At 69.7% G+C, this 26,870-nt stretch carries 26 protein-coding genes; 16 read left to right on the forward strand and 10 right to left on the reverse strand.

Going from position 1 to position 26,870, the window contains the following annotated elements; translation table 11 throughout:
- Nucleotides 1-4: 4 nt before the first annotated feature.
- A complete protein-coding gene (locus BN977_RS20775; RefSeq protein WP_036401170.1) occupies nucleotides 5-598 on the reverse strand; it encodes a peptide deformylase in 594 nt (197 codons plus the stop codon).
- Nucleotides 599-728: 130 nt separating this feature from the next.
- On the opposite strand from BN977_RS20775, the gene BN977_RS20780 reads away from it, so the two are divergent.
- From BN977_RS20780 to BN977_RS20805, 6 genes are read left to right on the forward strand one after another with little or no spacing between them, the layout of a single operon-like run.
- Nucleotides 729-1,037, forward strand: coding sequence for a nucleoid-associated protein NapA (locus BN977_RS20780; RefSeq protein WP_024451719.1), 309 nt, complete (start codon nucleotides 729-731; stop codon nucleotides 1,035-1,037).
- A gap of 19 nt (nucleotides 1,038-1,056) precedes the next feature.
- Nucleotides 1,057-1,521: a LytR C-terminal domain-containing protein gene (locus tag BN977_RS20785; RefSeq protein WP_036401172.1), complete on the forward strand. Its 465-nt coding sequence runs from the start codon at nucleotides 1,057-1,059 to the stop codon at nucleotides 1,519-1,521.
- Between the two features lie 10 nt (nucleotides 1,522-1,531).
- Nucleotides 1,532-2,206 carry a superoxide dismutase[Cu-Zn] gene (gene sodC / locus BN977_RS20790; protein WP_036401176.1) on the forward strand — a complete coding sequence of 225 codons (675 nt, stop codon included), beginning with the start codon at nucleotides 1,532-1,534 and terminating at the stop codon, nucleotides 2,204-2,206.
- Nucleotides 2,187-3,317, forward strand: coding sequence for a glutamate--cysteine ligase (locus BN977_RS20795; RefSeq protein ID WP_036401179.1), 1,131 nt, complete (start codon nucleotides 2,187-2,189; stop codon nucleotides 3,315-3,317). Before sodC ends, BN977_RS20795 begins: the two co-directional genes overlap by 20 nt.
- Nucleotides 3,314-3,721: a hypothetical protein gene (locus BN977_RS20800; protein WP_109790257.1), complete on the forward strand. Its 408-nt coding sequence runs from the start codon at nucleotides 3,314-3,316 to the stop codon at nucleotides 3,719-3,721. The genes BN977_RS20795 and BN977_RS20800 overlap by 4 nt, the downstream gene beginning before the upstream one ends.
- Nucleotides 3,718-4,350, forward strand: a complete 633-nt coding sequence (locus BN977_RS20805; RefSeq protein WP_109790258.1) for an LON peptidase substrate-binding domain-containing protein — start codon at nucleotides 3,718-3,720, stop codon at nucleotides 4,348-4,350. The genes BN977_RS20800 and BN977_RS20805 overlap by 4 nt, the downstream gene beginning before the upstream one ends.
- 1 nt (nucleotide 4,351) lies before the next feature.
- Here the strand turns inward: BN977_RS20805 and mnhG are convergent, their stop codons facing one another.
- Genes mnhG through BN977_RS20835 form a run of 6 tightly spaced genes read right to left on the reverse strand, consistent with a single transcriptional unit; the run spans nucleotide 4,352 to nucleotide 10,382 of the window.
- A complete protein-coding gene (mnhG, locus tag BN977_RS20810) occupies nucleotides 4,352-4,678 on the reverse strand; it encodes a monovalent cation/H(+) antiporter subunit G (protein ID WP_428847405.1) in 327 nt (108 codons plus the stop codon).
- The gene (locus tag BN977_RS20815; RefSeq protein ID WP_036401184.1) at nucleotides 4,678-4,944 is read right to left on the reverse strand and encodes a monovalent cation/H+ antiporter complex subunit F; all 267 of its coding nucleotides are present in this window, start codon (nucleotides 4,942-4,944) and stop codon (nucleotides 4,678-4,680) included. The genes mnhG and BN977_RS20815 overlap by 1 nt, the downstream gene beginning before the upstream one ends.
- Nucleotides 4,941-5,465: a Na+/H+ antiporter subunit E gene (locus BN977_RS20820; protein ID WP_024451762.1), complete on the reverse strand. Its 525-nt coding sequence runs from the start codon at nucleotides 5,463-5,465 to the stop codon at nucleotides 4,941-4,943. Before BN977_RS20820 ends, BN977_RS20815 begins: the two co-directional genes overlap by 4 nt.
- A gap of 8 nt (nucleotides 5,466-5,473) precedes the next feature.
- Nucleotides 5,474-7,063 carry a Na+/H+ antiporter subunit D gene (locus tag BN977_RS20825; RefSeq protein WP_024451763.1) on the reverse strand — a complete coding sequence of 530 codons (1,590 nt, stop codon included), beginning with the start codon at nucleotides 7,061-7,063 and terminating at the stop codon, nucleotides 5,474-5,476.
- Nucleotides 7,060-7,518 (reverse strand): Na(+)/H(+) antiporter subunit C, encoded by a 459-nt coding sequence (locus BN977_RS20830; protein WP_024451764.1) that lies wholly within the window; start codon nucleotides 7,516-7,518, stop codon nucleotides 7,060-7,062. Before BN977_RS20830 ends, BN977_RS20825 begins: the two co-directional genes overlap by 4 nt.
- Nucleotides 7,515-10,382 carry a Na+/H+ antiporter subunit A gene (locus BN977_RS20835; RefSeq protein WP_036401188.1) on the reverse strand — a complete coding sequence of 956 codons (2,868 nt, stop codon included), beginning with the start codon at nucleotides 10,380-10,382 and terminating at the stop codon, nucleotides 7,515-7,517. The genes BN977_RS20830 and BN977_RS20835 overlap by 4 nt, the downstream gene beginning before the upstream one ends.
- 146 nt (nucleotides 10,383-10,528) lie before the next feature.
- On the opposite strand from BN977_RS20835, the gene BN977_RS20840 reads away from it, so the two are divergent.
- Nucleotides 10,529-11,869: an FAD-dependent monooxygenase gene (locus BN977_RS20840; RefSeq protein WP_036401190.1), complete on the forward strand. Its 1,341-nt coding sequence runs from the start codon at nucleotides 10,529-10,531 to the stop codon at nucleotides 11,867-11,869.
- Here BN977_RS20840 and BN977_RS20845 read toward each other — a convergent pair.
- Nucleotides 11,819-12,268 carry a DUF1707 domain-containing protein gene (locus BN977_RS20845; protein WP_051561755.1) on the reverse strand — a complete coding sequence of 150 codons (450 nt, stop codon included), beginning with the start codon at nucleotides 12,266-12,268 and terminating at the stop codon, nucleotides 11,819-11,821. The two genes, BN977_RS20840 and BN977_RS20845, sit on opposite strands and share 51 nt — an antisense overlap.
- Before the next feature lie 142 nt (nucleotides 12,269-12,410).
- Here BN977_RS20845 and BN977_RS20850 point away from each other — a divergent pair, with 142 nt between their 5' ends.
- The 9 genes from BN977_RS20850 to BN977_RS20890 all read left to right on the forward strand — a co-directional run bounded on the left by BN977_RS20850 (nucleotide 12,411) and on the right by BN977_RS20890 (nucleotide 24,271).
- Nucleotides 12,411-12,848 (forward strand): SRPBCC family protein, encoded by a 438-nt coding sequence (locus BN977_RS20850; RefSeq protein WP_024451768.1) that lies wholly within the window; start codon nucleotides 12,411-12,413, stop codon nucleotides 12,846-12,848.
- 319 nt (nucleotides 12,849-13,167) lie between these two features.
- On the forward strand, nucleotides 13,168-15,882 hold the full coding sequence (locus BN977_RS20855; protein WP_051561757.1) for a phosphoenolpyruvate synthase: 2,715 nt from the start codon (nucleotides 13,168-13,170) through the stop codon (nucleotides 15,880-15,882).
- Entirely contained in the window at nucleotides 15,875-19,066 is a 3,192-nt protein-coding gene (locus tag BN977_RS20860; protein WP_036401193.1) for an AMP-binding protein, read from the forward strand. The genes BN977_RS20855 and BN977_RS20860 overlap by 8 nt, the downstream gene beginning before the upstream one ends.
- Nucleotides 19,063-19,308 (forward strand): acyl carrier protein, encoded by a 246-nt coding sequence (locus BN977_RS32925; protein ID WP_051561761.1) that lies wholly within the window; start codon nucleotides 19,063-19,065, stop codon nucleotides 19,306-19,308. The genes BN977_RS20860 and BN977_RS32925 overlap by 4 nt, the downstream gene beginning before the upstream one ends.
- Nucleotides 19,305-20,387 carry an SDR family oxidoreductase gene (locus BN977_RS20870; RefSeq protein ID WP_036401196.1) on the forward strand — a complete coding sequence of 361 codons (1,083 nt, stop codon included), beginning with the start codon at nucleotides 19,305-19,307 and terminating at the stop codon, nucleotides 20,385-20,387. The genes BN977_RS32925 and BN977_RS20870 overlap by 4 nt, the downstream gene beginning before the upstream one ends.
- On the forward strand, nucleotides 20,384-21,217 hold the full coding sequence (locus BN977_RS31535; RefSeq protein ID WP_051561763.1) for a nucleoside-diphosphate kinase: 834 nt from the start codon (nucleotides 20,384-20,386) through the stop codon (nucleotides 21,215-21,217). Before BN977_RS20870 ends, BN977_RS31535 begins: the two co-directional genes overlap by 4 nt.
- Entirely contained in the window at nucleotides 21,214-22,146 is a 933-nt protein-coding gene (locus BN977_RS20880; protein WP_051561765.1) for an AfsA-related hotdog domain-containing protein, read from the forward strand. Before BN977_RS31535 ends, BN977_RS20880 begins: the two co-directional genes overlap by 4 nt.
- The gene (locus BN977_RS20885) at nucleotides 22,133-22,975 is read left to right on the forward strand and encodes a UbiA family prenyltransferase (RefSeq protein ID WP_084172636.1); all 843 of its coding nucleotides are present in this window, start codon (nucleotides 22,133-22,135) and stop codon (nucleotides 22,973-22,975) included. Before BN977_RS20880 ends, BN977_RS20885 begins: the two co-directional genes overlap by 14 nt.
- A gap of 12 nt (nucleotides 22,976-22,987) precedes the next feature.
- Nucleotides 22,988-24,271 carry a glycosyltransferase gene (locus BN977_RS20890; RefSeq protein WP_036401202.1) on the forward strand — a complete coding sequence of 428 codons (1,284 nt, stop codon included), beginning with the start codon at nucleotides 22,988-22,990 and terminating at the stop codon, nucleotides 24,269-24,271.
- Here BN977_RS20890 and BN977_RS20895 read toward each other — a convergent pair.
- Both BN977_RS20895 and BN977_RS20900 read right to left on the reverse strand, forming a co-directional pair.
- Nucleotides 24,268-25,551: a cytochrome P450 gene (locus tag BN977_RS20895; protein WP_051561767.1), complete on the reverse strand. Its 1,284-nt coding sequence runs from the start codon at nucleotides 25,549-25,551 to the stop codon at nucleotides 24,268-24,270. The two genes, BN977_RS20890 and BN977_RS20895, sit on opposite strands and share 4 nt — an antisense overlap.
- Nucleotides 25,544-26,791 (reverse strand): phthiocerol/phthiodiolone dimycocerosyl transferase family protein, encoded by a 1,248-nt coding sequence (locus tag BN977_RS20900; protein WP_036401204.1) that lies wholly within the window; start codon nucleotides 26,789-26,791, stop codon nucleotides 25,544-25,546. The genes BN977_RS20895 and BN977_RS20900 overlap by 8 nt, the downstream gene beginning before the upstream one ends.
- Between the last annotated feature and the right edge of the window lie 79 nt (nucleotides 26,792-26,870).

Raw genomic sequence — 26,870 nt, forward strand, 5'->3', positions numbered from 1 at the left:
GGCATCAGTGGCCGAACGGATCAGGATCCTCGCCGGGCATCCAGCTCAGACCGGGGACACCCCACTTGTTGGCCTTCACCATCCGCTTGGCGGCGCGGGCGTGCCGGCCGATCAACCCGTCCAGGTAGGTGAAACCGTCGAGGTGGCCGGTCTCGTGCTGCAGCATCCGGGCGAACAGGCCGGTGCCCTCCAGGGTGATCGGGGTGCCGTCGGCGTCCAGGCCGGTGACGCGGGCCCAGTCGGCGCGACCCCGCGGGAACGACTCACCCGGCACCGACAGGCACCCTTCGTCGTCGTTGTCGGGGTCGGGCATGGTCTCGGGCAGCTCCGAGGTCTCCAGCACCGGGTTGACCACCACACCGCGCCGGCGCACGGTCTTGCCGCGTTCGTCGGCGCAGTCGTAGACGAACACGCGCTCGGTGCGGCCAATCTGGTTGGCGGCCAGGCCAACCCCGTTGGCGGCGTCCATGGTGTCGTACATGTCGGTGATCAGCGCGGCCAGTTCGGCGGGCAGGGTGCCGTCAGGTCTGACGGGAACCGGGGTGGTCGCGGTGTGCAGGACGGGATCGCCCACGATGCGAATCGGTACAACAGCCACGGTTGGCAAGCTTAAGTCAGCCGACTCGCGGGTAACGATCACGCCCGCATTACCGCAGCCATGATTGAATGAGCGCCGAACAACAGTCTTGTAATTCTTCAGATGATGTCGGAAGGGCCCAAGGAGCGAGATGGACGGCGCTATCGCGCGGACTGAGCAATCCGGGGATGATTCCGAGCCCGCCGATGGCCTGACGCGCCGCGAACACGACATCCTGGCCTTCGAACGCCAGTGGTGGAAGTACGCGGGATCCAAGGAAGAAGCCATCAAGGAACTGTTCGGGTTGTCCCCGTCGCGTTACTACCAGGTGCTCAACGCGCTGGTGGACCGGCCGGAGGCGCTCGCGGCCGACCCGATGCTGGTCAAGCGGCTGCGCCGGGTGCGCGCCAGCCGGCAGAAGGCCAAGGCCGCCCGGCGGCTCGGGTTCGAGGTCACCTAGACCGCTAGTCTGGGCTGCGATGAACCAGCGTGACTCCTCCGGGCTGCCCCTGCGCGCCATGGTGATGGTGCTGCTCTTCCTCGGCGTGGTCTTCTTGCTGGTGGCATTCCAGTACATGGGCTCCGACGACGACGCCGACAGCAGCGACTCCACCTCGGCCGGCGTGACCACCAGCGCCACCACGACCACCAAGACCTCGGCGGCGCCCGCGCCGAAGGCCGACGTCCGGGTGTTCAACATCTCCGACGTGGCCGGCGCCGCGGAGAGCACGGCCACCAAGCTGCGCGACGCGCAGTGGAACGTGACCGAGACCGGCAACCTCACCCTGGAAGGCGTCACCGCGACGACGGTGTACTTCGGCGAGGCCGCCGGGGAGAAGGAAGCCGCCGAAGCGGTGGGCAAGCTCCTCGATGCGCCGGTCGAACCGCGGGTGCCCGCACTCGCCGAGCAACCGCCGGGCGTGATCGTGGCGGTCACCGGCTAGGCTCTCGGGCATGCCGATCTCAGCTCCGCTTCGTGCCGTTGCCGCCGCAGCCTTCCTGGTCCCGATCGCCGCTGCCTGCTCGCCCTACGAGCCGGTTGCCACCCAGCCCGGGACCACCCCGGCGATCTGGACCGGCTCGCCCGCCCCGTCGGCCGAGGCCGGCCACGGCGAGGGCGACCAGGCCCCGGCCGCCGGGCACGGCGAGAAGCTCAGCGCGCAACTGAAGCTGGCCGACGGGACCGCCGTCGCCACCGCGGATTTCGAGTTCGCCGACGGTGTCGCGACCGTCACCGTGCAGACCACCACCCCCGGCAAGCTGGCCCCCGGCTTCCACGGCCTGCACATCCACTCGGTCGGCAAGTGTGAGGGCGACTTCACCAGCGCCGGTGGGCATCTGCAGGTGCCCGGGCACACCGCTCACCCGGCCAGTGGCGACCTGAGCTCCCTGCAGGTGCGCAGCGACGGCACCGGCAAGCTGGTGACGACGACGGACGCGTTCACCGCCGAGCAGCTGCTGGCCGGCACCCAGACCGCGATCATCATTCACGAGAAGGCCGACAACTTCGCCAACATTCCTGCCGAGCGCTACCAGCAGGTGAACGGCACCCCGGGTCCGGACGAGACCACCATGGCGACCGGCGATGCCGGCAAGCGGGTAGCTTGCGGTGTCATCGGCGCCGAATAGATCCAGGATCGACTTCGCCGGGTCACCCCGGCCGACCCTTGGTGTCGAGTGGGAGTTCGCCCTCATCGACCCGGTGACCCGCGACCTGGCCAACGAGGCCGCGGCCGTCATCGCCGAGTTGGGCGAAACCCCGCACGTCCACAAGGAATTGCTGCGCAACACCGTCGAGATCGTCACCGGCATCTGTGACACCGTCCCACAGGCCATCGACGATCTGCACGGCACGCTGAGCACCGTGCAGCGCATCGTGCACGCCCGCGGCATGGAGCTGTTCTGCGCGGGCACCCACCCGTTCGCCGAATGGGAGATGCAGGAGCTCACCGAGGGCGCGCGGTATGCCGAACTGATCAAGCGCACCCAATGGTGGGGCCGCCAGATGCTGATCTGGGGCGTGCACGTGCACGTCGGGATCTCGTCGGCGCACAAGGTGATGCCGATCATCACCTCACTGCTCAACCAGTACCCGCACCTGCTGGCACTGTCCGCGTCGTCGCCGTACTGGGACGGCGAGGACACCGGGTACGCGAGCAACCGGGCGATGATGTTCCAGCAGCTGCCGACGGCCGGGCTGCCGTTCCATTTCCAGAAGTGGTCGGATTTCGAACGATTCGTCTACGACCAGAAGAAGACCGGCATCATCGACCACATGAACGAGATCCGGTGGGATATCCGGCCCTCGCCGCACCTGGGCACCATCGAGGTACGGATCTTCGACGGGGTGTCCAATCTGGCCGAACTGGGTGCGCTGGTGGCGCTGACCCACAGCCTGATCGTGGACCTGGACCGCCGCCTGGACGCCGGCGAGCAGTTGCCCACCATGCCGCCGTGGCATGTCCAGGAGAACAAGTGGCGCGCCGCGCGGTACGGGCTGGACGCCGAGATCATCCTGGACGCCGACAGCAACGAGCGGTTGGTCACCGATGATCTCGACGATCTGCTGACCCGACTGCAGCCCGTGGCGGCCTCGCTCGGGTGCGCCGACGAGCTGACCAGGGTCGAGTCGATCTACCGGCTGGGCGGGTCGTATCAGCGGCAGCGCCGGGTGGCCGAGGAACACGACGGCGACCTGCGGGCCGTCGTCGACGGGTTGATCGGGGAGTTGGTGCTGTGAAGGTCCGCGCCGTCGTCCTGGTGCTCGCCGCCGCGCTGGCGCTGGCGGGCTGCAGCAAGGAGATCGAGGGCACCCCGATGGCCGACCCGGCCGCGACGGTGTCCGAAACACCCACCACGACACGGCCGCCCAGGACCATCGAGATCCCGATTCCGTCGTTCCCGAACCTGCCGATCCCGACGCCGGGCGGACCGCCGCCGACCGGGCTGGCCGCCACCACGTGCGGTGACTACCAGACCATGGACAAGACCCAGCAGCGCCAGGTGATCGATGCCATCGGCAAGGACAACCAGCTGGTGCAGATGAATCCAGAACTGTGGCTCGGGCTGGCCAGCGCCATGTGCGCCTTCACCCCGAAGACCACGCTGGTTCGCGACGCCGTTGCGGGACAAGGATTCCGGTGAGTGTGACGCCGATGTTCCCGCTCGAGGTGGCGATGCTGCCCGGGGAGCAGTTGCCGCTGCGGATCTTCGAACCGCGGTATTCGGCGATGATCGCCGATTGCCTGGCCGCCGACCGCGCGTTCGGCGTGGTGCTGATCGCCGCGGGCCGTGAGGTCGGCGGCGGCGATGCCCGCAACGACGTCGGCGCGCTGGCCCGGATCGCCGAGGTGACCGAGCAGGGCGGCGGCCGGTACCGGTTGCGTGCCGAGATGACGGAACGGCTGCGGGTGACCCAGTGGCTCGACGACGACCCATACCCTCGGGCCGAGGTGGCGCCATGGCCCGACGAGCCGGGCGCCCCGGTCACCGGTTCCGACATCATCGACGTGGAAGACGCTGTACTGGGCGTCTTTTCGCGGGTAGCCGAGGCCAAACAGCAGGAGTTGCCCTCGCGCGAGGAGCTGCTCGGCTCGGTCGAGCCGGGACAGGACGCCGGGGAGCGGCTGTACGCACTGGCCGCCCGGCTGCCCATCGGTCAGGCCGACCGATACGCGGTGCTGGCCGCGCCGTCCGCGTCGGCCCGGCTTGCGGTGCTGACCGAGGCCGTCGAGACGCTGCGCGCGATGGTGGAGTTCCAGCTCGCGGAATAGTTCAGTCCGACACGTCGCCCAGCTCGTCGGAGGCCAACCGGTCCTTCAAATTCTGTTCCCGGTAGGCCAGCTGACCCACCCGGTTGGCCACCACCGGCGCGGTGATCAGGGTGAACAGCCCCGCCAGGATGACCATGCCGACATCGGCGTTGCCGCGCAACCGGATCGCCGCACCGGCCAACACCAGCAGCAGCCCCAGCACCTGCGGTTTGGATGCGGCGTGCATGCGCGACAAGGTGTCCGGGAACCGCACCACCCCGATCGCCGCGGTGAGCGCCAACGCCGAACCGCCCAGCACCAGGACGGCGGCGAGCACGTCGAGGATCATCAGCCGTCCTCCCTGTCACGCACCCGGAACCGAGCCACGCTCACCGAGCCGACGAAGCTGATCAGCGCCAGCGCGGTCAGGCTGTAGGTCACGGTGGTGTCCAGGCTGAACGCCGCCCAGGTGCCGATCGCGCACATCGACACGGCCACAAAGGTATCCAGCGCCACCAATCGGTCCAGCGTGCTCGGCCCGGCCAGCAGCCGGTACATCGTCACCGCCGCCGCGGTCGACAGCATCACCGCCGCGATCACCCATACGGTCATCATGCGCGGGCCCCCTGCCAGTCGGAGTCGCGCTCGAACGCGGCCACCATCAACCGCTCCACCGTGGCGGTCTGGCGGTAGAACCGGTCCACCGCGCGCTGCGATCCGACGTCGATGACATGCACGTAGATGAGCCGGCGGGTCTGGTCGATCTCCAACACGATCGAACCGGGGATGAGGTTGATGACGTTGACCGCCAGCGCCAGCACCAGATCGGACTTGATGTCCAGGCGGGCCCGCAGCACCGCGGTCGGCGGAATCCGCCCGGGTTTGATCGCCAGCCAGGCCACCTGGGTCGACGACACCACCAGTGACCACGTGACATAGGCGACCAGCACCACGAAGGACAGCGGACGCAGCCGCCCCTCCACGGGTACCGGGGGCAGCGGCAGCAGCACCGTGATGACCAGGGCGACCACCAGGCCGCTGACGATATTGGCCACCGAGACGGTGCCCCACAACAGAATCCACACCAGCGTCAGCCAGCACAGTGTCCAGATCCGCAGCATCGCTCGCCTCGTCAGCACCGCTCTCATTTCAGCACCGCCGAGATGTACTGCCCCCGGTCGAGCACCTGCGCCGCGGCGCGCTCGCTGTAGGCGAAGATGGGTCCGGCCGCCACGGTCAGCACCAGGCCGACGACGATCAGCGCCCCGGTGGGGATCAACATCGCGACCGGCATCCGGCCGACATCGTCGCGGTCGACGAACTCGATATCGTCGGAATCGTCGAGCAGCGCGGTGGGGGCCGCGGCGGACAGGTTGCCCTCGGGCGCGTCCGCGCGGGTCCGCCAGAACGCCTTGGTCCACACCCGCGCCACCGCGTAGAGGGTCAGCAGGCTGGTCACCACGCTGCCGGCCACCAGCACCCAGGCCAGCGCCGAGCCCGCCTGACCGCCGGCTTCCAGCAATGCCACCTTGCCGACGAACCCTGAAAACGGCGGGATACCGCCCAGATTCAGTGCCGGGATGACGAACACGAACGCCAGTAGCGGACTGGCCGCGGCCAGCCCGCCGAGGCGCTGCAGGGTCGACGCCCCGGCCTGGCGTTCGATGAGGCCGACGACGAGGAACAGCGTGGTCTGCACGACGATGTGATGCGCCACGTAGTAGATGGCGCCCGACATGCCCAGCTGGTTGGACAGCGCGATACCGAAGACCATGTAGCCGATGTGGCTGACCAGGGTGAAGGACAGCAGTCGTTTGATGTCGTTCTGGGCCAGCGCGCCGAGGATGCCCACCACCATGGTGAGCAGCGCGGCGACCAGCAGCACGTTGTCCAGGCCGCCGCCGGGGAACAGCAGTGAATGCGCCCGGATGATCGCGTACACACCGACCTTGGTGAGCAGGCCGGCGAACACCGCGGTCACCGGCGCCGGCGCGGTGGGGTAGGACTCGGGCAGCCAGGACGACAACGGGAAGACCGCGGCCTTGATGCCGAACGCCACCAGCAACACCGCGAACAGCGCGGTGCGCGTCCCGGCGGGCACATCGTCCAGCCGCACCGCCAACTCGGCCATGTTCAGGGTGCCCGCCGCGGCGTACACCATCGCCAAGCCGATGAGGAACACCAGCGAGGACACCATCGACACCATCACGTACGCGATGCCCGCGCGCACCCGGTCGGCGCTGGCGCCGATGGTCAGCAGCACGAAACTCGCCGACAACAGCACCTCGAACCCGACGAACAGGTTGAACAGGTCGCCCGCCAGGAACGCCGTGCACACCCCCGCCGACAGGATCAGATAGGTGGGCAGGAAGATCGACACCGGCTGGCGGTCGTTGCCGTCGCGGATACCCTGCCCGATGGCGTAGAAGACCACCGCCAGCAACACGATTGCCGACACCACCAACATCAGCGCCGACAATCGGTCGGCGACCAGGGTGATACCCAGCGGCCCCATCCCGGGCTCGCTCTGTCCCCAGCCGCCGACCTGCACGGCGGCGGTGCCGTCGCGGTCGACGAGGTACAGCAGCGTCGCGCACACGGCCACCACCGCGCTCAGCGCTCCCAACGCCACCAGCTGCTGCAGCCGCGGGGCGCGCCCGGCGAACAGGCTGACCGCCGCGGCGATGGTCGGGATCAGCACCGGCAGCGGGGTGAGGATCGTCGAGAGACTCATCGCGAACCCTCCGCACCCGGCAGCGCGTCCAGTTCGTCGGGCGCATCGGTGTCGCGGGAGGGCACCACGTCGGGCACGTCGTCGGCATCCAGTTCCGCGCCCTCGGCCACCCGTGCCGTCTCGGGATCGGTCTCCACCTCTTCGGCCGTGTTCAGCTGATACGACCGGTAGGCCAGCGCCAGGACGAACGCCGCGATGCCCATGCTGATGACGATGGCGGTCAGGATCATGCCCTGCGCCAGCGGGTCGGCGGTGGTGGTCTGCCCGTCGCTGGTGCGCCCGCGGATCGGCGGGTTACCCGCGTCGCCGCCGACGGTGAGGATGAGCAGGTTGACCGCGTTGCCGATGAGCAACAGGCCCAACAACATCCGGGTCAGGTTGCGTTCCAGCAGCAGGTAGACCCCGGCACTGGTGAGGCCGCCGATCATGACCAGGGGAAGCAGATGAGCTGTCATGAGCGGGCCATCTCCACGTCGACGCGGGCACCCAGGCTGCGCAGGATGTCGAGCACCAGGCCCACCACGATCAGGTAGACCCCGAGGTCGAAGAACAGCGCCGTCACCATCTTGACCGGGCCCAGCACCGGGATGTCGAGATGGATGACCGCCGAGGACAGCACCGGTGCGCCGAGGAACAGCGAGGTGATCGCGGTGCCCGCGGACAACGCCAGACCGGTGCCGAGCACCTTGCCGGCGTCCAGCGGCAGCGTCTCACCCAGTTCGTAGCGGCCACCGGCCAGATAGCGCAACACCAACGCCAGTCCGGCGGTCAGCCCGCCCGCGAAACCGCCACCGGGGGTGTTGTGGCCGGCGAAGAAGAAGTATGCCGACAGCACCATGATGAGCGGGAAGATGAGCCGGGTGGCCACCTCGAGCACCAGCGAGCGGTGTCGCGGGTCGCGTAGGTCGCTGCCCCGCAGCCAGGTGATATCCCCGACGGCCGGGCTGTAGGCGCTGACCGGCCCGATGTCCGGTTGTCCCGCGGCGCTCGTGCCGGCCTGCGGTACCCGCGGTGCCGCGCCGAAACGCCGGTGCCGGAACACCATTGACGCGACACCGGTCGCGGCCACCAACAGCACCGAGATCTCGCCCATGGTGTCCCACGCGCGGATGTCGACGAGCAGCACGTTGACCGTGTTCGCGCCGTGCCCGCGGTAGTACGCCGCGTCGGGCAGCAGCGCCGCGATCGGGGTGGTGCTGCGGGCGGCCATCGCGAACACCGCCAGCCCGGTGACCGACGCGCCGACGGCGAGCGCCAGCGCCGCGCGCGGCAGCCGGTGGCGCTTGATGTTGGTGCGGTCGGCCTCGGCGGGCAGGGTGCGCAGCACCAGCACGAAGATGACCAGCACCAGCGTCTCGACCAGGAATTGGGTCAACGCCAAGTCCGGTGCGCCGTGGAACGCGAAGATGACACCGCAGCCGTACCCGGTCACCCCGACCAGCAGGACCGCGGCCAGCCGGTTGCGCATGACGGTCGCGCCGACGGCCGCGGCCAGCATCAGCAGACCGACGACCACCTGCAGCGGGGAATCCCACAACCGCAGCTGCGGGTGGTCGCGGGCGCCGGACAGCAGCGCACCGACCGGCAACACCACCAGCGTGCTGAGGATGACGGCCTGGGTCGCGGGGATGGACCCGCGCTGGGTCTGGCCGGTCAGCCGGACGGCGGCGATGTCCAGGCCCCGGATCACCGCGTCGTAGAAGCGGTCGGCGTTGCCCAGCGGTAGGTAGGCGCCGTGGGACCGCGGCAGCCGGCCGCGGCCGAAGAACAGTGCGGTGCCCGCGGCCAGCACCACCACCGACAGCAGCAGCGGCAATCCCAGTCCGTGCCAGAGCGCCAGGTGGTAATCCGACTCGCCGGGCACGGTGTCGGCGTAGTCGTCGAGCCTGTCGTCCATCGGTGCGGGGAACAGCCCGAACAGCAGGCCGGCCGCGGCGAGGACGGCCGGCGCGGCCAGGAAGGACCGCGACGGCCGGTGCATCTCGGCGACGCGCACGCTCGGGTCGGGTGCACCCTTGTCCGCGAACGCACCCCACAGGAAGCGCAGGCTGTAGACGGTGGTGAACACCGATCCGAGGACGATCCCGGCCAGCACATAGGGCGCGGCCGCGCCCAGCGAGGCGCTGTGCAGGACCGTCTCCAGGTCGGCTTCCTTGGCGACGAAGCCGAAGAACGGGGGCAGCGCGGCCATGCTGGCGGTGGCGCCGACGGCGATCACCAACAGCGGTCTGTTCCGTCTGCCCAGGCCGGCCAGCTTGCGGATGTCGCGGGTGCCGGTGGCGTGGTCGATGATGCCGACGACCATGAACAGCGCCGCCTTGAACATGGCGTGCGCGCACAGCATGGCCAGCCCGGCCAGCATCATGTCCGGGCCGCCCGCCCCGACCATCACGGTGATCAGGCCGAGCTGGCTGACGGTGCCGAACGCCAGGATCAGCTTGAGGTCGTATTCGCGGATGGCGCGCCAGCCCGCCAGCAGCATGGTCAACAGGCCCAGCCCCACCACCATCGGCCGCCACAGCGGGTTGTCGGCGAAACCCGGGGTCAGCCGCGCCACCAGGTACACGCCGGCCTTCACCATCGCCGCGGCGTGCAGGTACGCGCTGACCGGGGTGGGGGCGGCCATGGCGCCGGGCAGCCAGAAGTGCAGCGGCACGATGGCTGATTTGGACAGCGCGCCGACGAGGATCAACACGATGCCCACCGAGGCCGCGGTGCCGGTGGGCGGGGCGGCGACGAGTTCGGAGAGCAGGTAGGTGCCGGAAAGCTGGCCCAACACGATGATGCCCACCAGCATGGCCAGGCCGCCGAACGTCGTCACCAGCAGCGCCTGGGTGGCGGCGCGCCGGCTGGTGGCCCGCTCCGCGTAGTGCCCGACCAGCAGGAAGGACAGCACGGTGGTGGTCTCCCAGAAGATGTAGAGCACCAGCATGTTGTCGCTGACCACCAACCCGAACATGGCGCCGGAGAAGGCGACCAGTTCGGCGGCGAAGCTGGGCAGCCGCTTCTCGGTGTGGCCGTCGTGATGGTGGAAGTAGCCCGCGCAATAGAAAAGGACGAGAGCACCGATACCCAGCACCAGCACGCTCATGATGGCGGCCAGCGAATCGAACCGCAGCGTGATGTCCATCGACAGCTCGGGCACCCACGGGAGGTGCAGCGTGGGGGTGTGGTCGTCGCCCGGCCAGTTCCGCACCACCCACACCAGTGAGCCCAGCGGAACCAGCGACAGCGGGTAGAACGCCTGCCGGCCCCACTTGGCCACCAGGAGCGGCGCCAGCGCGGTGGCGACCGCGTGGGCGAGCAGGACGGCGAGCATGGCACTCCGATCGGGTTGGGTCGGGGTGTCAGCCAATTCGGCTATGGAACTTCAACTGACTTTGTCGTAACGGCTATGTCGTAACCGCCATTCTACGTGGGCGGTTGTGCCTACCATCAGCGTGCGCGACGAAGGAGCGAAAGCCCTTGGCGACCAATGGCGTTGTGGTGGTGGGTGCCGGCCCGACCGGTTTGATGCTGGCCTGCGAGCTGGCGCTGGGTGGGGCGCCGGTGCATGTCCTGGAAACCCGGACCTCGGTACCCAACGTCACCCGGGCCTTCGCCGTGCATGCGCGCACGCTCGAACTGCTCGACGCGCGGGGGCTGGCCGCCGACTTGATACCGCACGGCGTGCCCGTGTACGAACTGGCCCCTCCGGGTGGCGCCACCCTGGATCTGAGGGACCTGCCCACCCGGTTCGGGATGGTGTTGATCGTGCCGCAGAGCGGTACCGAGCATCTGCTGGAGCGGCGCGCCGCGCAGCTCGGGGTGACGGTGCGGCGCGGTGCCGAGGTGGTGGATCTGAATCAGCATCCCGGCGGGGTGACGGTCGGCCTGGCCGGCGGCGAGACCGTGCCGGCCGACTATGTGGTGGGTTGCGATGGTGCGCACAGCACGGTGCGCCGGCTGGCGGGCATCGATTTCGTCGGCAAGCAGTACCAGACCCATATCCTGCTGGCCGACGTCCGCCTCGGCGCGCCGCCGGGTGAGACGCTGTTCGCCAGCACCGGACCCGACGGTGTGGTGTTGTGTATCCCCTTCGGGGACGGCTGGTTTCGCGCCATCGCGTGGGACCGGCTGCGCGAGCAGGCGGCGCTGGACGAGCCGGTGACCGTGGCCGAGATCCGCGGCGCGTTCCGGCGCATCGCCGGGCACGACTTCGGGATGGGCGAGATGCGCTGGAGTTCACGGTTCCTCAGCGAGCGTCGGCAGGCGCGGCACTACCGGTCCGGCCGGGTGTTCCTGGCCGGCGATGCCGCGCACGTGCATTCCCCGCTCGGCGGGCAGGGCATGAACACCGGGCTGGGCGACGCCGTCAACCTGGGCTGGAAGCTGGCCGCCGCGGTCCGCGGACAGGCACCCGGGTGGCTGCTGGACAGCTATGAGACCGAACGGCATCCGGTGGGCGAAGCGGTGCTGCAGCTGACCGACGCCTTCAACCAACTGGTCCTGGGCTCGTGGGCGACGCGGCATCTCCGCGCGCTGGCGGTCGCGACGGCGATCCGGTTCCCGCCCACCCGGCGGTTCGTGACCGGGCGGCTCAGCGGGATCGGGATCGCCTACCCGCGCGGCCGCTCGGACCATCGCCTGGTGGGCCGGCGGATGCCCGACGTGGATCTGCGCGACGGGAGGTTCGCGGTGGTCGAGGACCGCCCCGGATTGCCGCCCGCGGTCCTGGTCCGGCCGGACGGCTACGTCGCGTGGGCGGGGGAGCGGTCAGGGTTGCCGGCAGCGGCCGCGCGCTGGCATGCCGGGCTCGACGCCTGACACCAGCGCCGCCGACACCGGCACGATGTGCGAGGCGACGCCCAGGCCCCAGCCGAGAATCGGCCACACCGGCCAGAAGTACCACTGGCCCGCCGCCAGTCCGACGGTCAGCCAGATGGCCAACATGAGGACCGACCCGGCCAGGTAGGCGCCGAGGTGGATCCGCATGCCCAGCCGCGCGGCGCGGTGCCGGGCGGCCCGGCGGCGCGGATCGGCCCCGCGGAGCCGGGCGGTCGGCAGGTCGGCGGTCACCGAGCGCAGTTCGTCGGTGGTGTGCGCGGCGAAGGCCAGCCGTAGCCGCTCTTCGTAGTCGGTCATGGGCAGGTAGCCCTGCGTCAGGGCCAGGCCGAGATCGTCGGCGGTGCGGGCACGTTCCTGATCGCCTACCAAGGTGGCCATGGTGTCCTCGAATCTAGTCAGTGGCTAGTTTCACTATCGCACGCAGAACTTGTCACCGTCAAGATAAGTTGTGCCCGCGAGGTGCGAGCCGGCTGACCGGCCGGCAGCCCCTCCGGTCGACGCCGTCCGTAAGCTGTTGGCCGTGAACACGATTGTCTCCGCGAGCCGGGATATCGCGGCCCCCGCCGCCACGCTCTTCGAGCTGATCGCCGACCCGGCACAGCAGCCCCGCTGGGACGGCAACGACAATCTCGCCGACGCGCCCGCGGGCCAGCGCGTGCACGCCGTCGGCGACGTGTTCCGGATGAACATCACGACGGGCGCCGTGCGGGTCAACCGGATCGTCGAATTCGAAGAGGGCAGGCGCATCGCCTGGCTGCCGTCCGAGGAGGGCAAGGAGCCTCCCGGTCACCTGTGGCGGTGGGAGCTGGAACCGATCGACGAGGCCACCACCCGCGTCACCCACACCTACGACTGGACCCGGCTGACCGACGAGAAGCGGATGGTCCGGGCTCGGGCGACCACGTCCGACAAACTCCTGGCATCGATCGACCGGCTGGCCGCGATCAGCGCGCCGTAGCGATTCGAGTAGTCCACTACGCGTTCCCGCTCGGCGGTGGAACCGCAGTCTGTACTGCAACCACCACGAGGGGAACGAAATGACGAGCACTCCGCGTGCCCTGATCCGACCGCGTTTCCGCATTCGGCAAACGCCGTCACCCGCTGCCGCACGGGCAATGGCCTGACGAGCTAACGGCGATAACGGCGGAACCGTTCTTCATCCCCTTTGAAATGGGAATTACGGGCTCCAAGATTTCGCCAAGACGGATTGTGTTTTCTCAGCTCGCGATTGACTGGTCGCGCCGACCCATATCCCCCTCCGTCACCCGAGGACCGCGATGCCACTGCTCATCACCGATCAGGCACCCGGTGACCGGGTGCGCGCGATGGCCGGCGGCAAGGCGCAGAACCTCTTCGAGCTGTCCCGTTCCGGCTTCCCGGTGCCGACGTGGGCGGTGTTGGGCACCGACGCGTTCCGGCTCGCGATCGACGCGGCGGGGGTGCGGCTGAGCACGGCGCCGATGGCGTTGTCCGAGCGGGTTGCCGAGGCCGCGTACGCCGAATCCGCGATACGCGAATTGGTCATGCCCGCGCAGATCCGGGAAGCCATTCTCGGTGCACTCGAATACACCGGAAACGGAAATGTCGCGGTGCGCTCCTCGGGCTGCCAAGAGGACGGCGCGGCGAATTCCTTTGCCGGATTATTCGACACCGTTCTCAATGTGACGGGAATCGATGCCGCCGAGGCAGCGGTCCGCCGTTGCTGGGCCTCCGCATTCTCCCGACGCGCCGCGCAATATCGGCATCTGCGCGGAATCGACACCGCCGATATCGCCCTGGCCGTCATCGTGCAGCGGTTGGTGCTGCCCCGGACCAGCGGCGTGATGTTCACCGCCGACCCGGTGACAGGTACGCCGGACCGAATCGTCATCAACGCCGTGCACGGGCTCGGTGAGGGACTGGTCTCGGGGGCGGTCGACTCCGACGCCGTCGTCGTCGCCAAGCACAGCGGAGCGGTCCTCGAAGAGACCACCGCCACCAAGTCGCAGATGATCCTGCCCGGCGCGGGCGGCGGTGTCCGCACCGCCGAGGTGCCGGCCGACCGCCAGCGGGTGCACCTCGTCGACCCCGGGCTACGGTCGGCGCTGACCGAACTCGGGATGCGGTTGGAGCGCCATTTCGGCACACCCCAGGACATCGAATGGGCGGTCGACGAGGACGGCCGCACCTGGATCCTGCAGTCCCGCCCGATCACCACCCTGGGCGGTCGAACTGCTGAGGGCCCAGAGCATTTCGGCGAGGACGTCGACCCCGGAGCGGTCCGGATCTGGGACAACTCGAACATCATCGAGAGCTTCGCCGGCGTCACCTCGCCGCTGACCTTCACCACCGCCCGCACGCTCTACGCCGACGTCTACCGCGAGTACGCGCGCAGCCTGAAAGTGCCACCGGCACAACTGGACCAGATGCAGGCGTGGCTGCCGGTGATGCTCGGCCAATTCCACGGCCACGTCTACTACAACCTGCTGCACTGGTACCGCATGGTGGGCATTGCCCCCGGCTACCCGCTGAACCGCCGGGTGCTGGAGGTCGCGCTCGGCGTCGGTGAACCGCTGGACGCCGCGACGGCGCGGCGGCTGAAACCGTTCACCTTCACCAGCACCGGCGCCACGATCGTGCACCGGGCCCGCACCACGCTGACCTATGCCCGGCGGTTCCACGCCATCGACGACCTGGTGCGCGAATTCGACCGCAAATTCCATGATTTCGTCACCCGGCACGGACTGGCCGACGTCTCCGAGCTGGACGGGCCGCAGGCCTACCGGAAATTCCGCCACATCCACGACGAGGTCGCCTCGATCTGGGGACCGATGATGGTGCTGGACGCCGTGCTGCTGACCTCGGTCGGTCTGCTCGCGGTGCTGACGAAGGCGTTCCTGCCGAACGCCCCGGAATGGTTCGGCTTCGCGATCGTCAATCCCGGCACCGACGTGGTGTCCATCGAACCGGCCCGGGCGCTCGCCGACATCGCCGCGTTCGCGCACAGCGCGCCCGAATTGTGGGCCTTCATCGATGCGGCCGACCCGGCCACCGCCTACCCGCAATTGGTGGAGTACGCCGAGGACGACCCCGGCTCCGCCTGGCAGCTGCTGCTCGGCAAGATCGACGACTACATCGACCGGTTCGGGTACCGCTGCCTGGACGAACTCAAGCTCGAAGCACCGGATCTGCGCCAGGATCCATCCGGCATCTTCCACATGCTGCGGATGGCCGCTCCCGAGGGCGCCGACCGCCCGAACGACGCCGCACAGGCGTATCTCGACGCGCACCTGCACGGCCCGCGCCGCAGGATCTTCGACGCGCTGCGCGGCAAGATCCAGCGCGCGGCCACCCACCGCGAGCACCTGCGGTTCGCCCGCACCCAAGGTTTCGGGATCCTGAAATCACTGGTCGCGGTGATGGCGCGGGACCTGCAGCAGCGCGGCATCGTCGACACCACCGGCGACGTCTTCCAACTGACCCGCGACGAGCTGTTCGGGCTCTACGACGGTTCGACCACCCGGGCGCAGGCACGGGCGGCCATCGCCCGGCGCACGGCCCTGGAGCCGGGATACCGGGAACTGAAGGCCCCGCCCCGGTTCGTCACGACCGGATCCGGCTATACCGCGGCCGAATTGGCCGGCGCGGGCTGGCGGCGCAGGGATGCCGTGGCCGAGGCGACGGCGGGCACGGTGCTGACCGGGACCCCGTCGAGTCCCGGGGTGGTGACCGGGCGCGCGGTCGTGGTGGAACGACCGGAGGACTTCTCCAGCGGCATCCTGGTGGCCTACCGCACCGACCCGGGCTGGGTGGCGGCGCTGCCGTTCGCCTCGGCCCTGCTCATCGAACGCGCGTCTCCGCTGACGCATGTCGCGATCATCGCCCGCGAGTTGGGGGTGCCCACCGTGGTGCAGATCGACGGCCTGACCGATCTCGTGCGCACCGGCATGACCGTCAGCGTGGACGGCGCGGCCGGCAGCGTCACCCTGCTGCAGGAGCGCTCCGATGTCTGAGGTGCAGGCCATCCGCGGCTGGCTGGACACGCCCAGCGCCGACACCGGTGTGCACCTGGCGGACGACGACGGCTGGGACTATCTGCCGTATTCGGCGCTGGCCGAACAGGTTCGGCGGATCGCCGGACTGCTGGTGGATCGCGGCGTCGGCGCCGGGCACACCGTGTGCGTCCTGATGCCCACCTCACATCTGTGCCTGGCGGCGATGTTCGCGGTGACGGCCGCGGGTGCGACGCTGACACCGGTCGCACCGCCACTGTTCCACGACACCGACCAGTACCTGCGGCATCTGCGCGGAATCTTGCAGAGTTCGCAGGCGCACACCGTGATCACCTGCTCGGCATTCGCCGGGGTCGTCGCGCAGGCGGCGGACGGCCCGGCCCGGATCGTGCTCGACGACACCCCCGACGGTGCGCCGCTGACCGATCTGGGCGATCCGGGTGCCGATGTGCTGCTGCAGATGACCTCCGGGTCGACCGGCCGGCCCCGCGGGGCACGGATCAGCTGGCGCAATCTGGCGGTCAACCTGGACGCCATCGACGCGGTGTGCCATCTGACCGCCGGTGACGCCACCGCGTCGTGGCTGCCGCTCTACCACGATATGGGGTTGATAGGCACCGTCTTTCAAGCGGTCACCCGGCAGCGCGGGCTACACCTGATGCGGCCGGACCAGTTCATCCGGGACCCGGGGCGCTGGTTGCGCGCGGCCGTCGAGACCGGACACACCGTGTCGCCCCCGTTCGGGCTGGCCTACACCGGCCGGCGGCTCACACCGGCCGACATCGACGACCTGGACCTGTCGCGGTTGCGCACCATCGTGGTCGGGGCCGAACCGATCGATCCCGACGCCCTGCGCGCGTTCACCGAACTGACGGCGCCCCTGGGCTTTTCCCCGCGCGCCTTCCTGCCGTCCTACGGCCTGGCCGAGGCCACCCTGATCGCCACCGCGCACCGGCTGGGCGAACCGCTGCGGACGGTGCGCATCGACAAAGCCGCGCTGCGACACGGCAAGCCGGTGCCGGTGGCCGAGCACGGCGCGCAGGTCGTTTCCGTGGGTGCACCGATCCCGGGACACCGGGTACGGATCGAGGGCGCCGCCGCCGACGGCGAACTCGGTGAGATCGTGCTGTCCGGGGACTCGGTCTTCGGGGGATACCGCGGTGACCCGGACAGCACGACCCGCCGCATCGGCGACGAATTGCACACCGGCGACGCCGGATTCCTGCTCAACGGGCAGCTCTACGTGCTCGGGCGGATGGGCACCAGCCTCAAGGTCAACGGCCGCACCGTGTTCGCCGAGGACCTCGACGTCACCGGCCGGGCGGTGGCCGTCGCGGTCAACGAGGGAGACCGGCCCGCGGTGGCGATGTTCGTCGAACAACCGTGCCGCACCCCGATTCCCGCGCTGCGCTCCGCGCTGGCCGCGCAGGTCGGTGCCGACACCCCGGTGTGGTTCGTCGGCGTGCCCCGCGGCGGGCTGGCCCGCACCTCCAGCGGCAAGCCGCGCCGCTCCCATATGTGGCAGCAGTGGCGATCGGGTCGGCTGGCCGGCGCCGAACTGCTGTCGGCGCCCGGGCCGGGTCCGCTGGACACGGTCCGGGCATTGTTCGACAAGGCACGCGAACACGCGGTGATCCCGGACGACGCGACGGTGCATTTCGAGGGCTCCCTGGCCGAGGGCTTCGGCAACGACGGCTCCGATATCGATCTGCTCCTGCTGCTGCCCGGCGCCGGCGCGGAAGCCGTGATGCCGACCGTGTTGTTCATCGACGGTCACCGGGTGGAGATCCGGGCCCAGTCACACGCGCAGGTCCGCAAGCGCCTGCACCAGATCCGGCGTGCCCTGGACACCGGCGCGCCGGTCACCGAGGACGTGCTGAACCGGGTGCAGCGCTTCCTGCGCGGCACCGTGCTGCGCACCGGTCCGGGATACGGGGACCTGCGCGACATCGTGAGCTATCCCGAGTTGACCGGCCTGCTGTCGCGGTGGTGGCAGCGCCGCGCCGACCACTGCCTTCGGCACGGCGCCGCGCTGGCCCTGCTGGGCGGGCCCACCGACACCGAGGCGGTGGCCTGGGCGCGCGAAGGCCTGACCCAGACCATGAAGGCGTTCCTGGCCCGGCACGGTGAGGGCTACCTGGAAGTCAAATGGCTGCCGCTGCAGATCGACCGGCTGCGCCGATCCGGGGCCGACACCGCACTGCTGGACGAGTACCAGCGGTTGGCGGCCGCCCCAACCGTGGCGGGCGCGCTCGCACTGGCCGCCCGGCTGGGCGGGCCGGCCGTCGCCTTGGACCCGCACGATGTGGTGCTGAAGAAGGTCCCGCACGTCACCACCTGGCCGATCCGCTCGGCCACCCATGTGGTGCGCGGCAAGTCGGACCTGTTCGTGCTGTCGCCGGCGTGCGCGCAGTCCTGGCGTCAGGTGGTGTTCGGGCAGACGCTGGCGCAGACCGCCGCCGCGCCGGCGCACCTCCGGTTGTTCGTCCGGCACGGGTTCGTCGCGCTGCACTGGCGCGGCGCCGGCACCATCAAACCCGTTGCCGCGATGTGTGACCCGGTTCGGCCGCTGACCCCGCCGCCGTCGGTGCGGCGGCCGGTGCTCACCATCGACGGTGCGCCGGCCGACGGCGACATCGCCAGGTCGGCCCTGCCGCCCAAGGCCTTCGCGGAGGCCGCGAGCGCGCTGGTGCTGGCCAACATGGTGCTGGAGAACGCACGCGAGGACTTCGACGGTGCGGTCAAGGACGGGCAATGGCAGGTGGCCGCCCTGTGCGGCCGGCGCATCGTCACCATGGCGGTCCGGATCCTGGCCAGCGCGTGGGGTGTCACCCCCTTGCCGGGGGATCCGGTGCTGCTGTCCGACCTGGACACGCTGGTACCGGAGCATCCGCGACTGGCCGCCCACGCCCGTCGACTGGCCGGGTGTTCGATCGGCGACCAGGACGACGCGGCCCGCCTGCAGGCCGACCTGGACCGGCTCGTCGCCGACGTGCAGACCGTCACCGGCGGCGAGATGTTCCCCTCGTCGTTCGCCTCGCGTACGCAGTGGCAGGACACCCTGAAATACGGCTACCAGTGGCTGCGGATGGGTGGATATCTGGACGCCTACGTGGAACTGGACGAGGCCAGAGATCTGCTGGCCAGCGGGGGAGCACAACCCTCGGAGCGGGGTCGGGCATGACGAATCTGCAGCGCGACGTGCTCACCCTGGTCGCGGCCATGGCGCCGGACACCGCGGGGCAACCCGAATTGCACAGTGCACTGGTCACCGACCTCGGGTACAGCTCCCTGCGACTGCTGGAGTTGGCCATCGCCGTCGAGCGGGCCTTCGCCCTGCCGCCGCTGCCCCAGGAGGCGCTGGCAACCGTGACGACCGTCGCGGACCTGGTGGAAGTGGTTCGCACGCAGAAGGATCCGTCATGACCGGCGCTCGGGGGGTGTTGGTCACCGGCGCGGCCGGGCATGTCGGCGCCGACACGGTGGCCCGGCTGGTGCGCAGCGGTCACCACGTCGTTGCGCTGGTGCACCGGCGGGCCGAGATCGTCGCCAACAACGGGCGCGCGGTGCGGCCGGCCCGGACCGTGTACGGCGACGTCCGTGCGCCGGGCTTCGGGTTGGACGCCGGCACGCGCCGCGAGCTCGCCGGCGAGATCGACGTCATCGTGCACGGTGCGGCGGTCACCGATTTCGGCCTGCCCGAACACCGATACACCGAACTGAACGTGCAGGGCACCGCGCACGCCGTGGCGTGCGCGCGCGAATGGGACGCCGATCTGCTCTACGTCAGCACCGCCTACGTGTGCGGCGAGTACGACGGCACCTTCACCGAGGACCAGCTCGACGTCGGGCAGCGGTTCGGCAACGACTACGAACGCAGCAAATTCCGGGCCGAACAGCTGGTGCGGGCCTGCGGGCTGCGGTGGGCGATCGTGCGCCCCGGCATCGTCTCCGGCGAATACCGCACCGGGCACAGCCGCGAACACAAGCACATCTACCAGGTGCTCAAACTGATCGTCGAAGGAAAGTTGCAAACCCTGCCGGGCAATTACGCGGCGACACTCGGCCTTTCGCCGATCGGTCACGTCGCCGACACGATCGCCACGGTGGCCGGGCAGGTCGGCAGCCACGCCGGTCACACCTTCCACGCCGTCGGTGCCGCCCCGGTCTCGCTGCGCACCATGTCGGACATCCTGGCCGAGTACCCGTCGTTCCGGGTCGCGGACTTCGTGCCACCGGCCACCTTCGACCCGGACGACCTCGACGATATCGAGCGCGGCTACTACGACAAGGTCGGCCGCCTCTACACCAGCTACCTGTCGCGGCGGGTGTGCTTCGACAGCACCACCACCCGGGACCGGCTCGGCATCTGCGCACCGCATGCCGGTGCCGGCTACTTCCGCCGGATTCTCGACTCGTGCCTGCGCACCGGATACCTGGGCAGGCCGCAACCGTCCATCGCCGAGGTGCTGGCCACCTGGCAGACCGAGAGCAGCCCCGCATGACCCACAGTGACGTCGTCAGCAGGTACGCCACCGACACGTATTTCGTCCAGACCCACGACGTGCTGGACCGCTTGCACCTCGACGCGGCCGAATTCTCCTTCGGCCGCGCGGTGCTGCTGCTCAAACCGGATGCCGCGGTGACCGGTGGGATGAGCCGGGCGGTGACCTGGTTGCGCGGCAACGACTACCGCATCGTCGGGGCGCACCCGGTTCGGCTCACCCCGCTACATCTGCGTGCGCTGTGGTACTTCAACTGGCATCGTGCCACCGCCGACCGGCGCCGGCTGGCCGATCAGTTGGCGCAGCTCAGTCCGTCGCTGGTGCTGATCGTCACCCATCCCGACCGCACCCAGCCGGTGTCGGTGCGCCTGACCGCCGACAAGGGCCCGGCCGATCCGGCGCAGCGGGCGCCCGGTCAGCTGCGGCACGCCCTGTCGTCCGGCACCTATCTGCTCAACCAGGTGCATTCCCCGGACGACCCCGACGACGTGCTGCGTGAGCTGAGCATCTACTTCCCGGAAACCGTTCTGGGCGATGTCATCTCGGCAGCCCGCGCCGGCGCCGACGCGTCGGACGACGCGACCCGGCTGGCGGCCGAGATCGAAGCCGGCGTACCGCGGCGCAACGGTGACCTGGCCGCCGCCCAGGACGACACCTGGCGGCGGCTGCGGGAAGCCGGACAGCTCGCACGGCCCGCAACGGGCCAGGACTGGCTGGCGGCCATCGACACCGCCGACCGGCAACGCATTCCGCTCGATGCGTGGTATCGCATCGTCCTGCAATCGGCCTATCTGCCCATGCACCGGGCCCAACAGAACGGTGAATCATGAACGCCAGCAACCATTCCCGGACCATCGACCGCGAACTCGTGCACAAACGCGCGGTCTCGGAGGTACTCGTCACCTCCGTCACCGGAGCCGCCGAGTCGACCGATCCATGGCTGTGCCATGCTCAGCTGCCCCGACGGCACAGCTTCCACACCGACATGACCGGTGCACAGGGCCAGTACCACGACCCGCTGCTGGTCATGGAGGCCTTCCGGCAGGCCTGCATCGCGGCCAGTCACCTGTTCTACGACGTCGCCCTGGATGCCCGGCACACGGTCCGCTACTACGAGCTGACGGTGGTCGACCCGGCCGCGCTGCGGCGCGGCCGGCAGACCCTGGACCTGGAATTCACCATCATGGTGCGCAGGGAATTCCGCCGCGGGCAGGACGGGCCCGTGCAAGGCCTCGACGTGGCCGGGGTCGCCACCCACGAGGGCACCAAGCTGATGGAGCTCTCCGGTGCCTTCGGCTGGATGTCGGCGGCCAAGTGGACGGCGTTACGGGCCGGTGCCAGTTGGGATCCCGGGCCGCAGATCACGCCGGCCCATCCGGACCGGGTGGGCCGGTCCTGCCGGGAGAACGTGGTGATCGGTGAGCCGGCACCGCACGCCGACGGGGCGTGTGCGCCGGTGGTGGTCGACATCGCGCACCCGACGATCTTCGATCACCCACTGGACCACCTGCCCGGCGGCCTGATCATCGAAGCCGGCCGCCAGCTGGCCATGACCTTGCTGGGCGGCCGCGCCGCCGCGGTCACCGGTCCGGCCCGGATGCGCTGCGATTTCCAGTCGTTCACCGAGCTCGACGCGCCCAGTACCGTCACGATGGCACCGGCCGGCGAGGATGCGCTGACCTTCCGCGGTGCGGTGACCCAGTCCGGGCAGACGCGAGCGACCGTCGAACTGACCTTCGCCGCCGATGACCATATCTAGATTCCTGGCCGAACGATATCTACCGGTCTACCCGGTCTATCTGACGTTGTGGGTGCTCGCCGTCGAGAGCATGACGCACGTGCTGGCCGGGGCGCCGGGCGGGTGGCGCCCGACCTGGGACACCGCGCTGAAAGCGTTGGCGCTCATCGCTGCCGGCGCGTTTCTGCGGATGGTCGACGATCAGAAGGATCTCGACTACGACCGGCGGTACAACCCGTCACGCCCGTTGGTGCAGGGGCGCATCAGCACGCGGGAACTGCAGGTGGCGATGGCTCCGGCCGCCATGGTGGCGCTGCTGCTGGCCGCGGCGGTTTCCCTGCCTGCCGCGGCCGTCCTGGCATCGGCACTGGGATACGGGCTGGCGTTGTGGTGGGCGGAATCCCGGCTCCCGGCGGTGCGGGACAACCCGTTGGTCAATCTTGCGGTGGTGTGCCCGGCCCAGTTCCTGGTGACCGGATTCATCATGTTCGGGCAGCCCGGCCTCGGCCCGTCCGCGCTGGCCGTACCGCTGGTGTTCACCAGTGCCTTCCTGCACCTGGAATTCGCCAGGAAGACCTCGCGGCACGTCGCCGCCGATGATCCGCACTCGTACGCCCGCATCCTCGGGGTTAACGGGAGTGCCTGGGCCGCATGGGCATTCGGGGTCGGTGCGGTGTTGCTGGCGGTGGCCGTGACCGGCAGCCGGCCGCTGCTTGCGGTGGCGGTGCTGCCCTGTGTGGGATTGTGGATCTTCGGCCGCCGACGACCAGTTGACCATCCCCGGGTCTGGCCCACCGTCTTCGTCATCGCCTTCTACCTCTGCATCATCGTCACGGGCCTGTTCGGCTAGAAAGGTGCCATCGTGCGCATCCTCATCCCTCTCGTCGGCAGCCGCGGCGACGTCCAGCCCGGGATCGCGCTGGGCCTGGAGCTGGAACGCCGGGGACACACCGTCATCATCGGCGCGCCACCGAATTTCGTCGACTTCGTCGGCAGAACCGGTCTGACGGCCCGTCGCTTCGGGCCCGACGTGCATGCCCTGTACTCGTCACCCGAGGGGCAGCGTGCGTTGGCCGCCGGCAATTCGTTCAAACTGATGTCGATGGTGTCGGGCCAGATGGCCGACTACGCCGACCGGATGGACGACGAGCTGCTCGACATCGCGCAGGACGCCGAGATGATCATCTGCACCACCTTCAGCGAGGACAGGTCGGTGATCCTGGCCGAGGCGCGCGATATCCCGATGGTCACCCTGCACACCTACCCCAGTCGCCGCAACGGCAGCTACGCCCCACCGGGGGCGCTGCCGCACCACTGGCCGACACCCGCCGTGGTGAACCGCGCCGCCTGGTCGGCGGTCGAGCGGCTGCGCACCGTGGTGTTCGGCAAGTACCTCAACAACCTGCGCACCAAGCTGGACCTGCCGAAGTCCAGGTCGAGCACCGAAGCACTGCTCGCCCGGCGCCGGGTGCCCGAACTGCAGATGTACGATCCTGCGTTGGTGCCCGGGCTGGCCGAGGAGTGGGGCGCCGCACGGCCTTTCGTCGGATTCCTGTGGCTGCCCCGGTCGGCGCGGGAAGCGATCGGCGAGTTGGCCGACCAGCACACCGAGGTGCTGGAGTGGGCGAAAGCCGGGACCCCGCCCATCTTCTTCGGGTTCGGCAGCCTGCCGATCCAGGACTTCGGATCGGTGATCGGGCTGATCCGGCGGATCTGCGATCGCACCGGCCAGCGGGCGCTGATCAGCGTGGGCGGCGCGGCGCTGGGCGCCGACACCGTGCACACCGGCTCCAACCTGCTCATCGTCGACGCCCTGGCGCACGACCTGGTCTTCCCGTACTGCGGCGCCGCCGTGCACCACGGCGGCATCGGTACCCTGTTCGAGAGTCTGCGCGCCGGCCTGCCGACCCTGGTGTGTTCGGTGTCCTTCGATCAGCCGTTGTGGGGCAACCAGGTCGAGCGCCTCGGCGTCGGCGCGCACGTGCCGTTCACCAAACTCGGCGCCGACACCTTGAGCGGTGCGATCGACACCCTGCTGGACGAGCGGACCCGTGTCGCGGCGGCCGCGCTGGGGGCGCGGCTGCGGGCGACCGGTGACGGGGTGCCGCGGGTGTGCGATATCGCCGAGAAGACCGCAGCCGGCTAACGTCGCGCCGTCAGCGTCACCGGCAGCGTGGCCGGTGACAGCACGAAGTCCTTGCCCTGGGCCTTGACGGCGAAATCGTCGGGCAGGGTCACCCGCCAGTGGGAGAACAACGCGGCCGCCTGCGCGGTGATCGACAGCAGCGCGAATTGGCTTCCTGGACAATGTCGTTGGCCCATGCCGAACGGCATCATGGCCTGCCGGTCAGCGGTGTCACCGTCCCACCGGTCCGGGTCGAAGACCGCCGCACGCGGGAAGTAGCGCTCCTGGTGGTGCACCAGGTAGGGACTGAACAGGATGTTGGTGCCGTCGGGGAAGTCGGCAGAGCCGATGCGGACCGGTCCGTCGGAGGTGAGCAGGCTGATCCACGGCGCCCACACCCGCAGCGTCTCGGTGAGCACCTTGCGCAGCAACGGCCGCTCGGGGCCGGCATCCAGTTCGGCGTGCACCCGTTCGGCCAGTTGCGGTGCCCGGGCGACCTCGTAGATGAGCCACGAGAAGATCGAGGATTGCGAACCGATTCCGGCGGCCAGCGCCAGCAGCAGCTCGTCGACCATGTCGTCGTCGGACAACGTCGCGCCGGTCTCGGCGTCGACATGATGCAGCAGGGCCGAGAGCATATCGCCGCGATCGGGGTCGTCACGGCGCTGCCGGATCAGGGACCGCATGGCGGCGCGGACCTCCCGGGACCGGCCGATAAACCTACGGTCGGCCCAGAACCGAAGCCGGCGAATCGGTTTGGGCAGCGCACCGCGGATGATGACCTCGGACAGCAGCCACGGCACCCGTTCCCGGATGAAGCCGATCGCACCATCGTCGGTGTCGGATTGGAAGAGGGTGGCGAACATGGTGCGGGTCACCAGGTCGTGTACCCGCAGGCGCAGGTCCCCGCACGGACCCGCACTCAGGGAGGCCGACCATTCGTCGGCGATGGTGGTCACGGTGCGCGTGTACTCGGTCAGCCGGCCCTGCCGGAACACCGGGGCGATCAGCCTGCGGCGCAGGTCGTGCTCGTCACCGCTGAGCACATTGGTGGCCCCGCTGACCAGATCGCTGATCGCCTCCCGCAGCGCCTCGCGGTGGAAGTTGCCCGCCCGGCCCAGGCTGACGTCGCGGATCAACTCGGGCGTGGTCAGCAGGTAGGAGGCTTGCGGGCCGAGGTAGACGCGCAGGATCGGCTCGTGGCTGGGTAGGGAGAGCAGGAATTTCCGCGGGTCGCCGGCGACCAGGTGAGTATGCCCCAGAACCGGTACTCTGCCTGCGGCGGTGGGTATCTCAGCCATCCAGCATCGCCAGCAGCAGCGCCCTGATCCGGTCGGCGAAGGCCTGGGCCCGGTCGGCGGTGAGCACCGCGGCGGGATAGGTGGTCTGGATGTTGAGCCGGCCGCCGTAACTGAACACGGCGTGATGCCGGCCGGTGGACAGCGGCAGATTCTCCGGCGGGCCACCGGCGGCCAGCACGGCGTAGTTCGCGTTACCGCGGACCCGGAAGTCGGACGCCGGCACCGGCAGCGACCCGAAATCGCCCATGTTCGAGACGGAGATCGGCTCCAGGTTGTCGCTGCTGGCCCAGCGGGCGATGATCTCCGGGATGTGCAGGCAGGTCTGCTGTACCACCCCGTCGTCCAGATCGGTGTGCAGCTGCGCCAGGATCTGCTCGCCGATCGCGCGCGCGTCGTCGCCGCGGCCGACGGACACCTGCGCGCACGAATAACCCAGCACGTTGGTCCCGTCGGCGTCCCGCGCCGGTGGCGTCAGCCACTTGCGGATGTTGACGTGGGAGATCAGCCCGAGCGGCAGCGCACCGTCCGGCTCCAGCAGCTCACGCTCGGCGGAAAGGACCGCGCCGCAGATCAATCCGTGCAACGTCTCCTGGTGGGCCTTGGCCGACGCGCGCAGGGCGGCAGTCTCGTCGGGACCGAACACGGTGATCAACCGGTGCAGGGCGAACGGGTCCGCGCCGGTGATCCGGCCGACCGGGTCTGCGAACGGGTGCACGGGTACCCCGTCGAGCCGTTCGGCGCCGGTGCGGGTGCCCTTGGTGACGCCGCGGTCGGCGAGCAGGGTCTCGGTGGCCGCCGGGACCGGTGCCGGCTCCGGTGCCGGAATCGTTGCGCCGGCAACGATCTGGGTGTAGTTCTCCCAGAGGGTGCGGAACCAGTGGTACATCAGGATGCCGTCGGCGATGGCGTGGTGGGTGATCAGGCTGGCCCATTCGCCGGTGACATCGAGACCCGCGACCGGGGCGCCGAAGGCGATGGGGGTGGTGGTGTTGTGCTCCGGGTCGACCCGGCCGGTGCTCACCGGCTCGGGTGCGGCGCCGTCCACCGCCAGCTCCAGGCCCGCCGCACCGAACTCGATCCGCCCGGTCAGCACCGGATTACGCTGCACCAGTAGCTCCCACGCGCGCCCCAGTGCGTCCCGGTCCAGCGGTTCGGTGACCCGAATCGCCATCACCGTCGTCTCGGACACCAGCGCGTGGATCGACTCGAACGGGGAAAGCGGCCGTCCGTGCGGGCTCACTGGCTCAATGTAGCCGGTGGTTGGGCATCAGGTAGCCGATTGCGCACTGCACCGCGTCCCAGCGGTTCTCGCCCTTCGG

It is taken from the genome of Mycolicibacterium cosmeticum (assembly GCF_000613185.1).
Lineage (GTDB): Bacteria > Actinomycetota > Actinomycetes > Mycobacteriales > Mycobacteriaceae > Mycobacterium > Mycobacterium cosmeticum.

Coding starts and splice junctions, on each gene's coding strand:
- BN977_RS20785 (WP_036401172.1), top strand. CDS start 1,057: ATGAACCAGCGTGACTCCTCCGGGCTGCCCCTGCGCGCCATGGTGATG.
- BN977_RS20830 (WP_024451764.1), bottom strand. CDS start 7,518: ATGACAGCTCATCTGCTTCCCCTGGTCATGATCGGCGGCCTCACCAGT.
- BN977_RS20845 (WP_051561755.1), bottom strand. CDS start 12,268: ATGGCCACCTTGGTAGGCGATCAGGAACGTGCCCGCACCGCCGACGAT.
- BN977_RS20895 (WP_051561767.1), bottom strand. CDS start 25,551: ATGGCTGAGATACCCACCGCCGCAGGCAGAGTACCGGTTCTGGGGCAT.
- BN977_RS20885 (WP_084172636.1), top strand. CDS start 22,133: ATGACCATATCTAGATTCCTGGCCGAACGATATCTACCGGTCTACCCG.
- BN977_RS20825 (WP_024451763.1), bottom strand. CDS start 7,063: ATGAGTCTCTCGACGATCCTCACCCCGCTGCCGGTGCTGATCCCGACC.
- BN977_RS20835 (WP_036401188.1), bottom strand. CDS start 10,382: ATGCTCGCCGTCCTGCTCGCCCACGCGGTCGCCACCGCGCTGGCGCCG.
- BN977_RS20870 (WP_036401196.1), top strand. CDS start 19,305: ATGACCGGCGCTCGGGGGGTGTTGGTCACCGGCGCGGCCGGGCATGTC.
- BN977_RS20860 (WP_036401193.1), top strand. CDS start 15,875: ATGTCTGAGGTGCAGGCCATCCGCGGCTGGCTGGACACGCCCAGCGCC.
- BN977_RS20780 (WP_024451719.1), top strand. CDS start 729: ATGGACGGCGCTATCGCGCGGACTGAGCAATCCGGGGATGATTCCGAG.
- BN977_RS32925 (WP_051561761.1), top strand. CDS start 19,063: ATGACGAATCTGCAGCGCGACGTGCTCACCCTGGTCGCGGCCATGGCG.
- mnhG (WP_428847405.1), bottom strand. CDS start 4,678: ATGATCCTCGACGTGCTCGCCGCCGTCCTGGTGCTGGGCGGTTCGGCG.
- BN977_RS31535 (WP_051561763.1), top strand. CDS start 20,384: ATGACCCACAGTGACGTCGTCAGCAGGTACGCCACCGACACGTATTTC.
- BN977_RS20855 (WP_051561757.1), top strand. CDS start 13,168: ATGCCACTGCTCATCACCGATCAGGCACCCGGTGACCGGGTGCGCGCG.
- sodC (WP_036401176.1), top strand. CDS start 1,532: ATGCCGATCTCAGCTCCGCTTCGTGCCGTTGCCGCCGCAGCCTTCCTG.
- BN977_RS20880 (WP_051561765.1), top strand. CDS start 21,214: ATGAACGCCAGCAACCATTCCCGGACCATCGACCGCGAACTCGTGCAC.
- BN977_RS20815 (WP_036401184.1), bottom strand. CDS start 4,944: ATGATGACCGTATGGGTGATCGCGGCGGTGATGCTGTCGACCGCGGCG.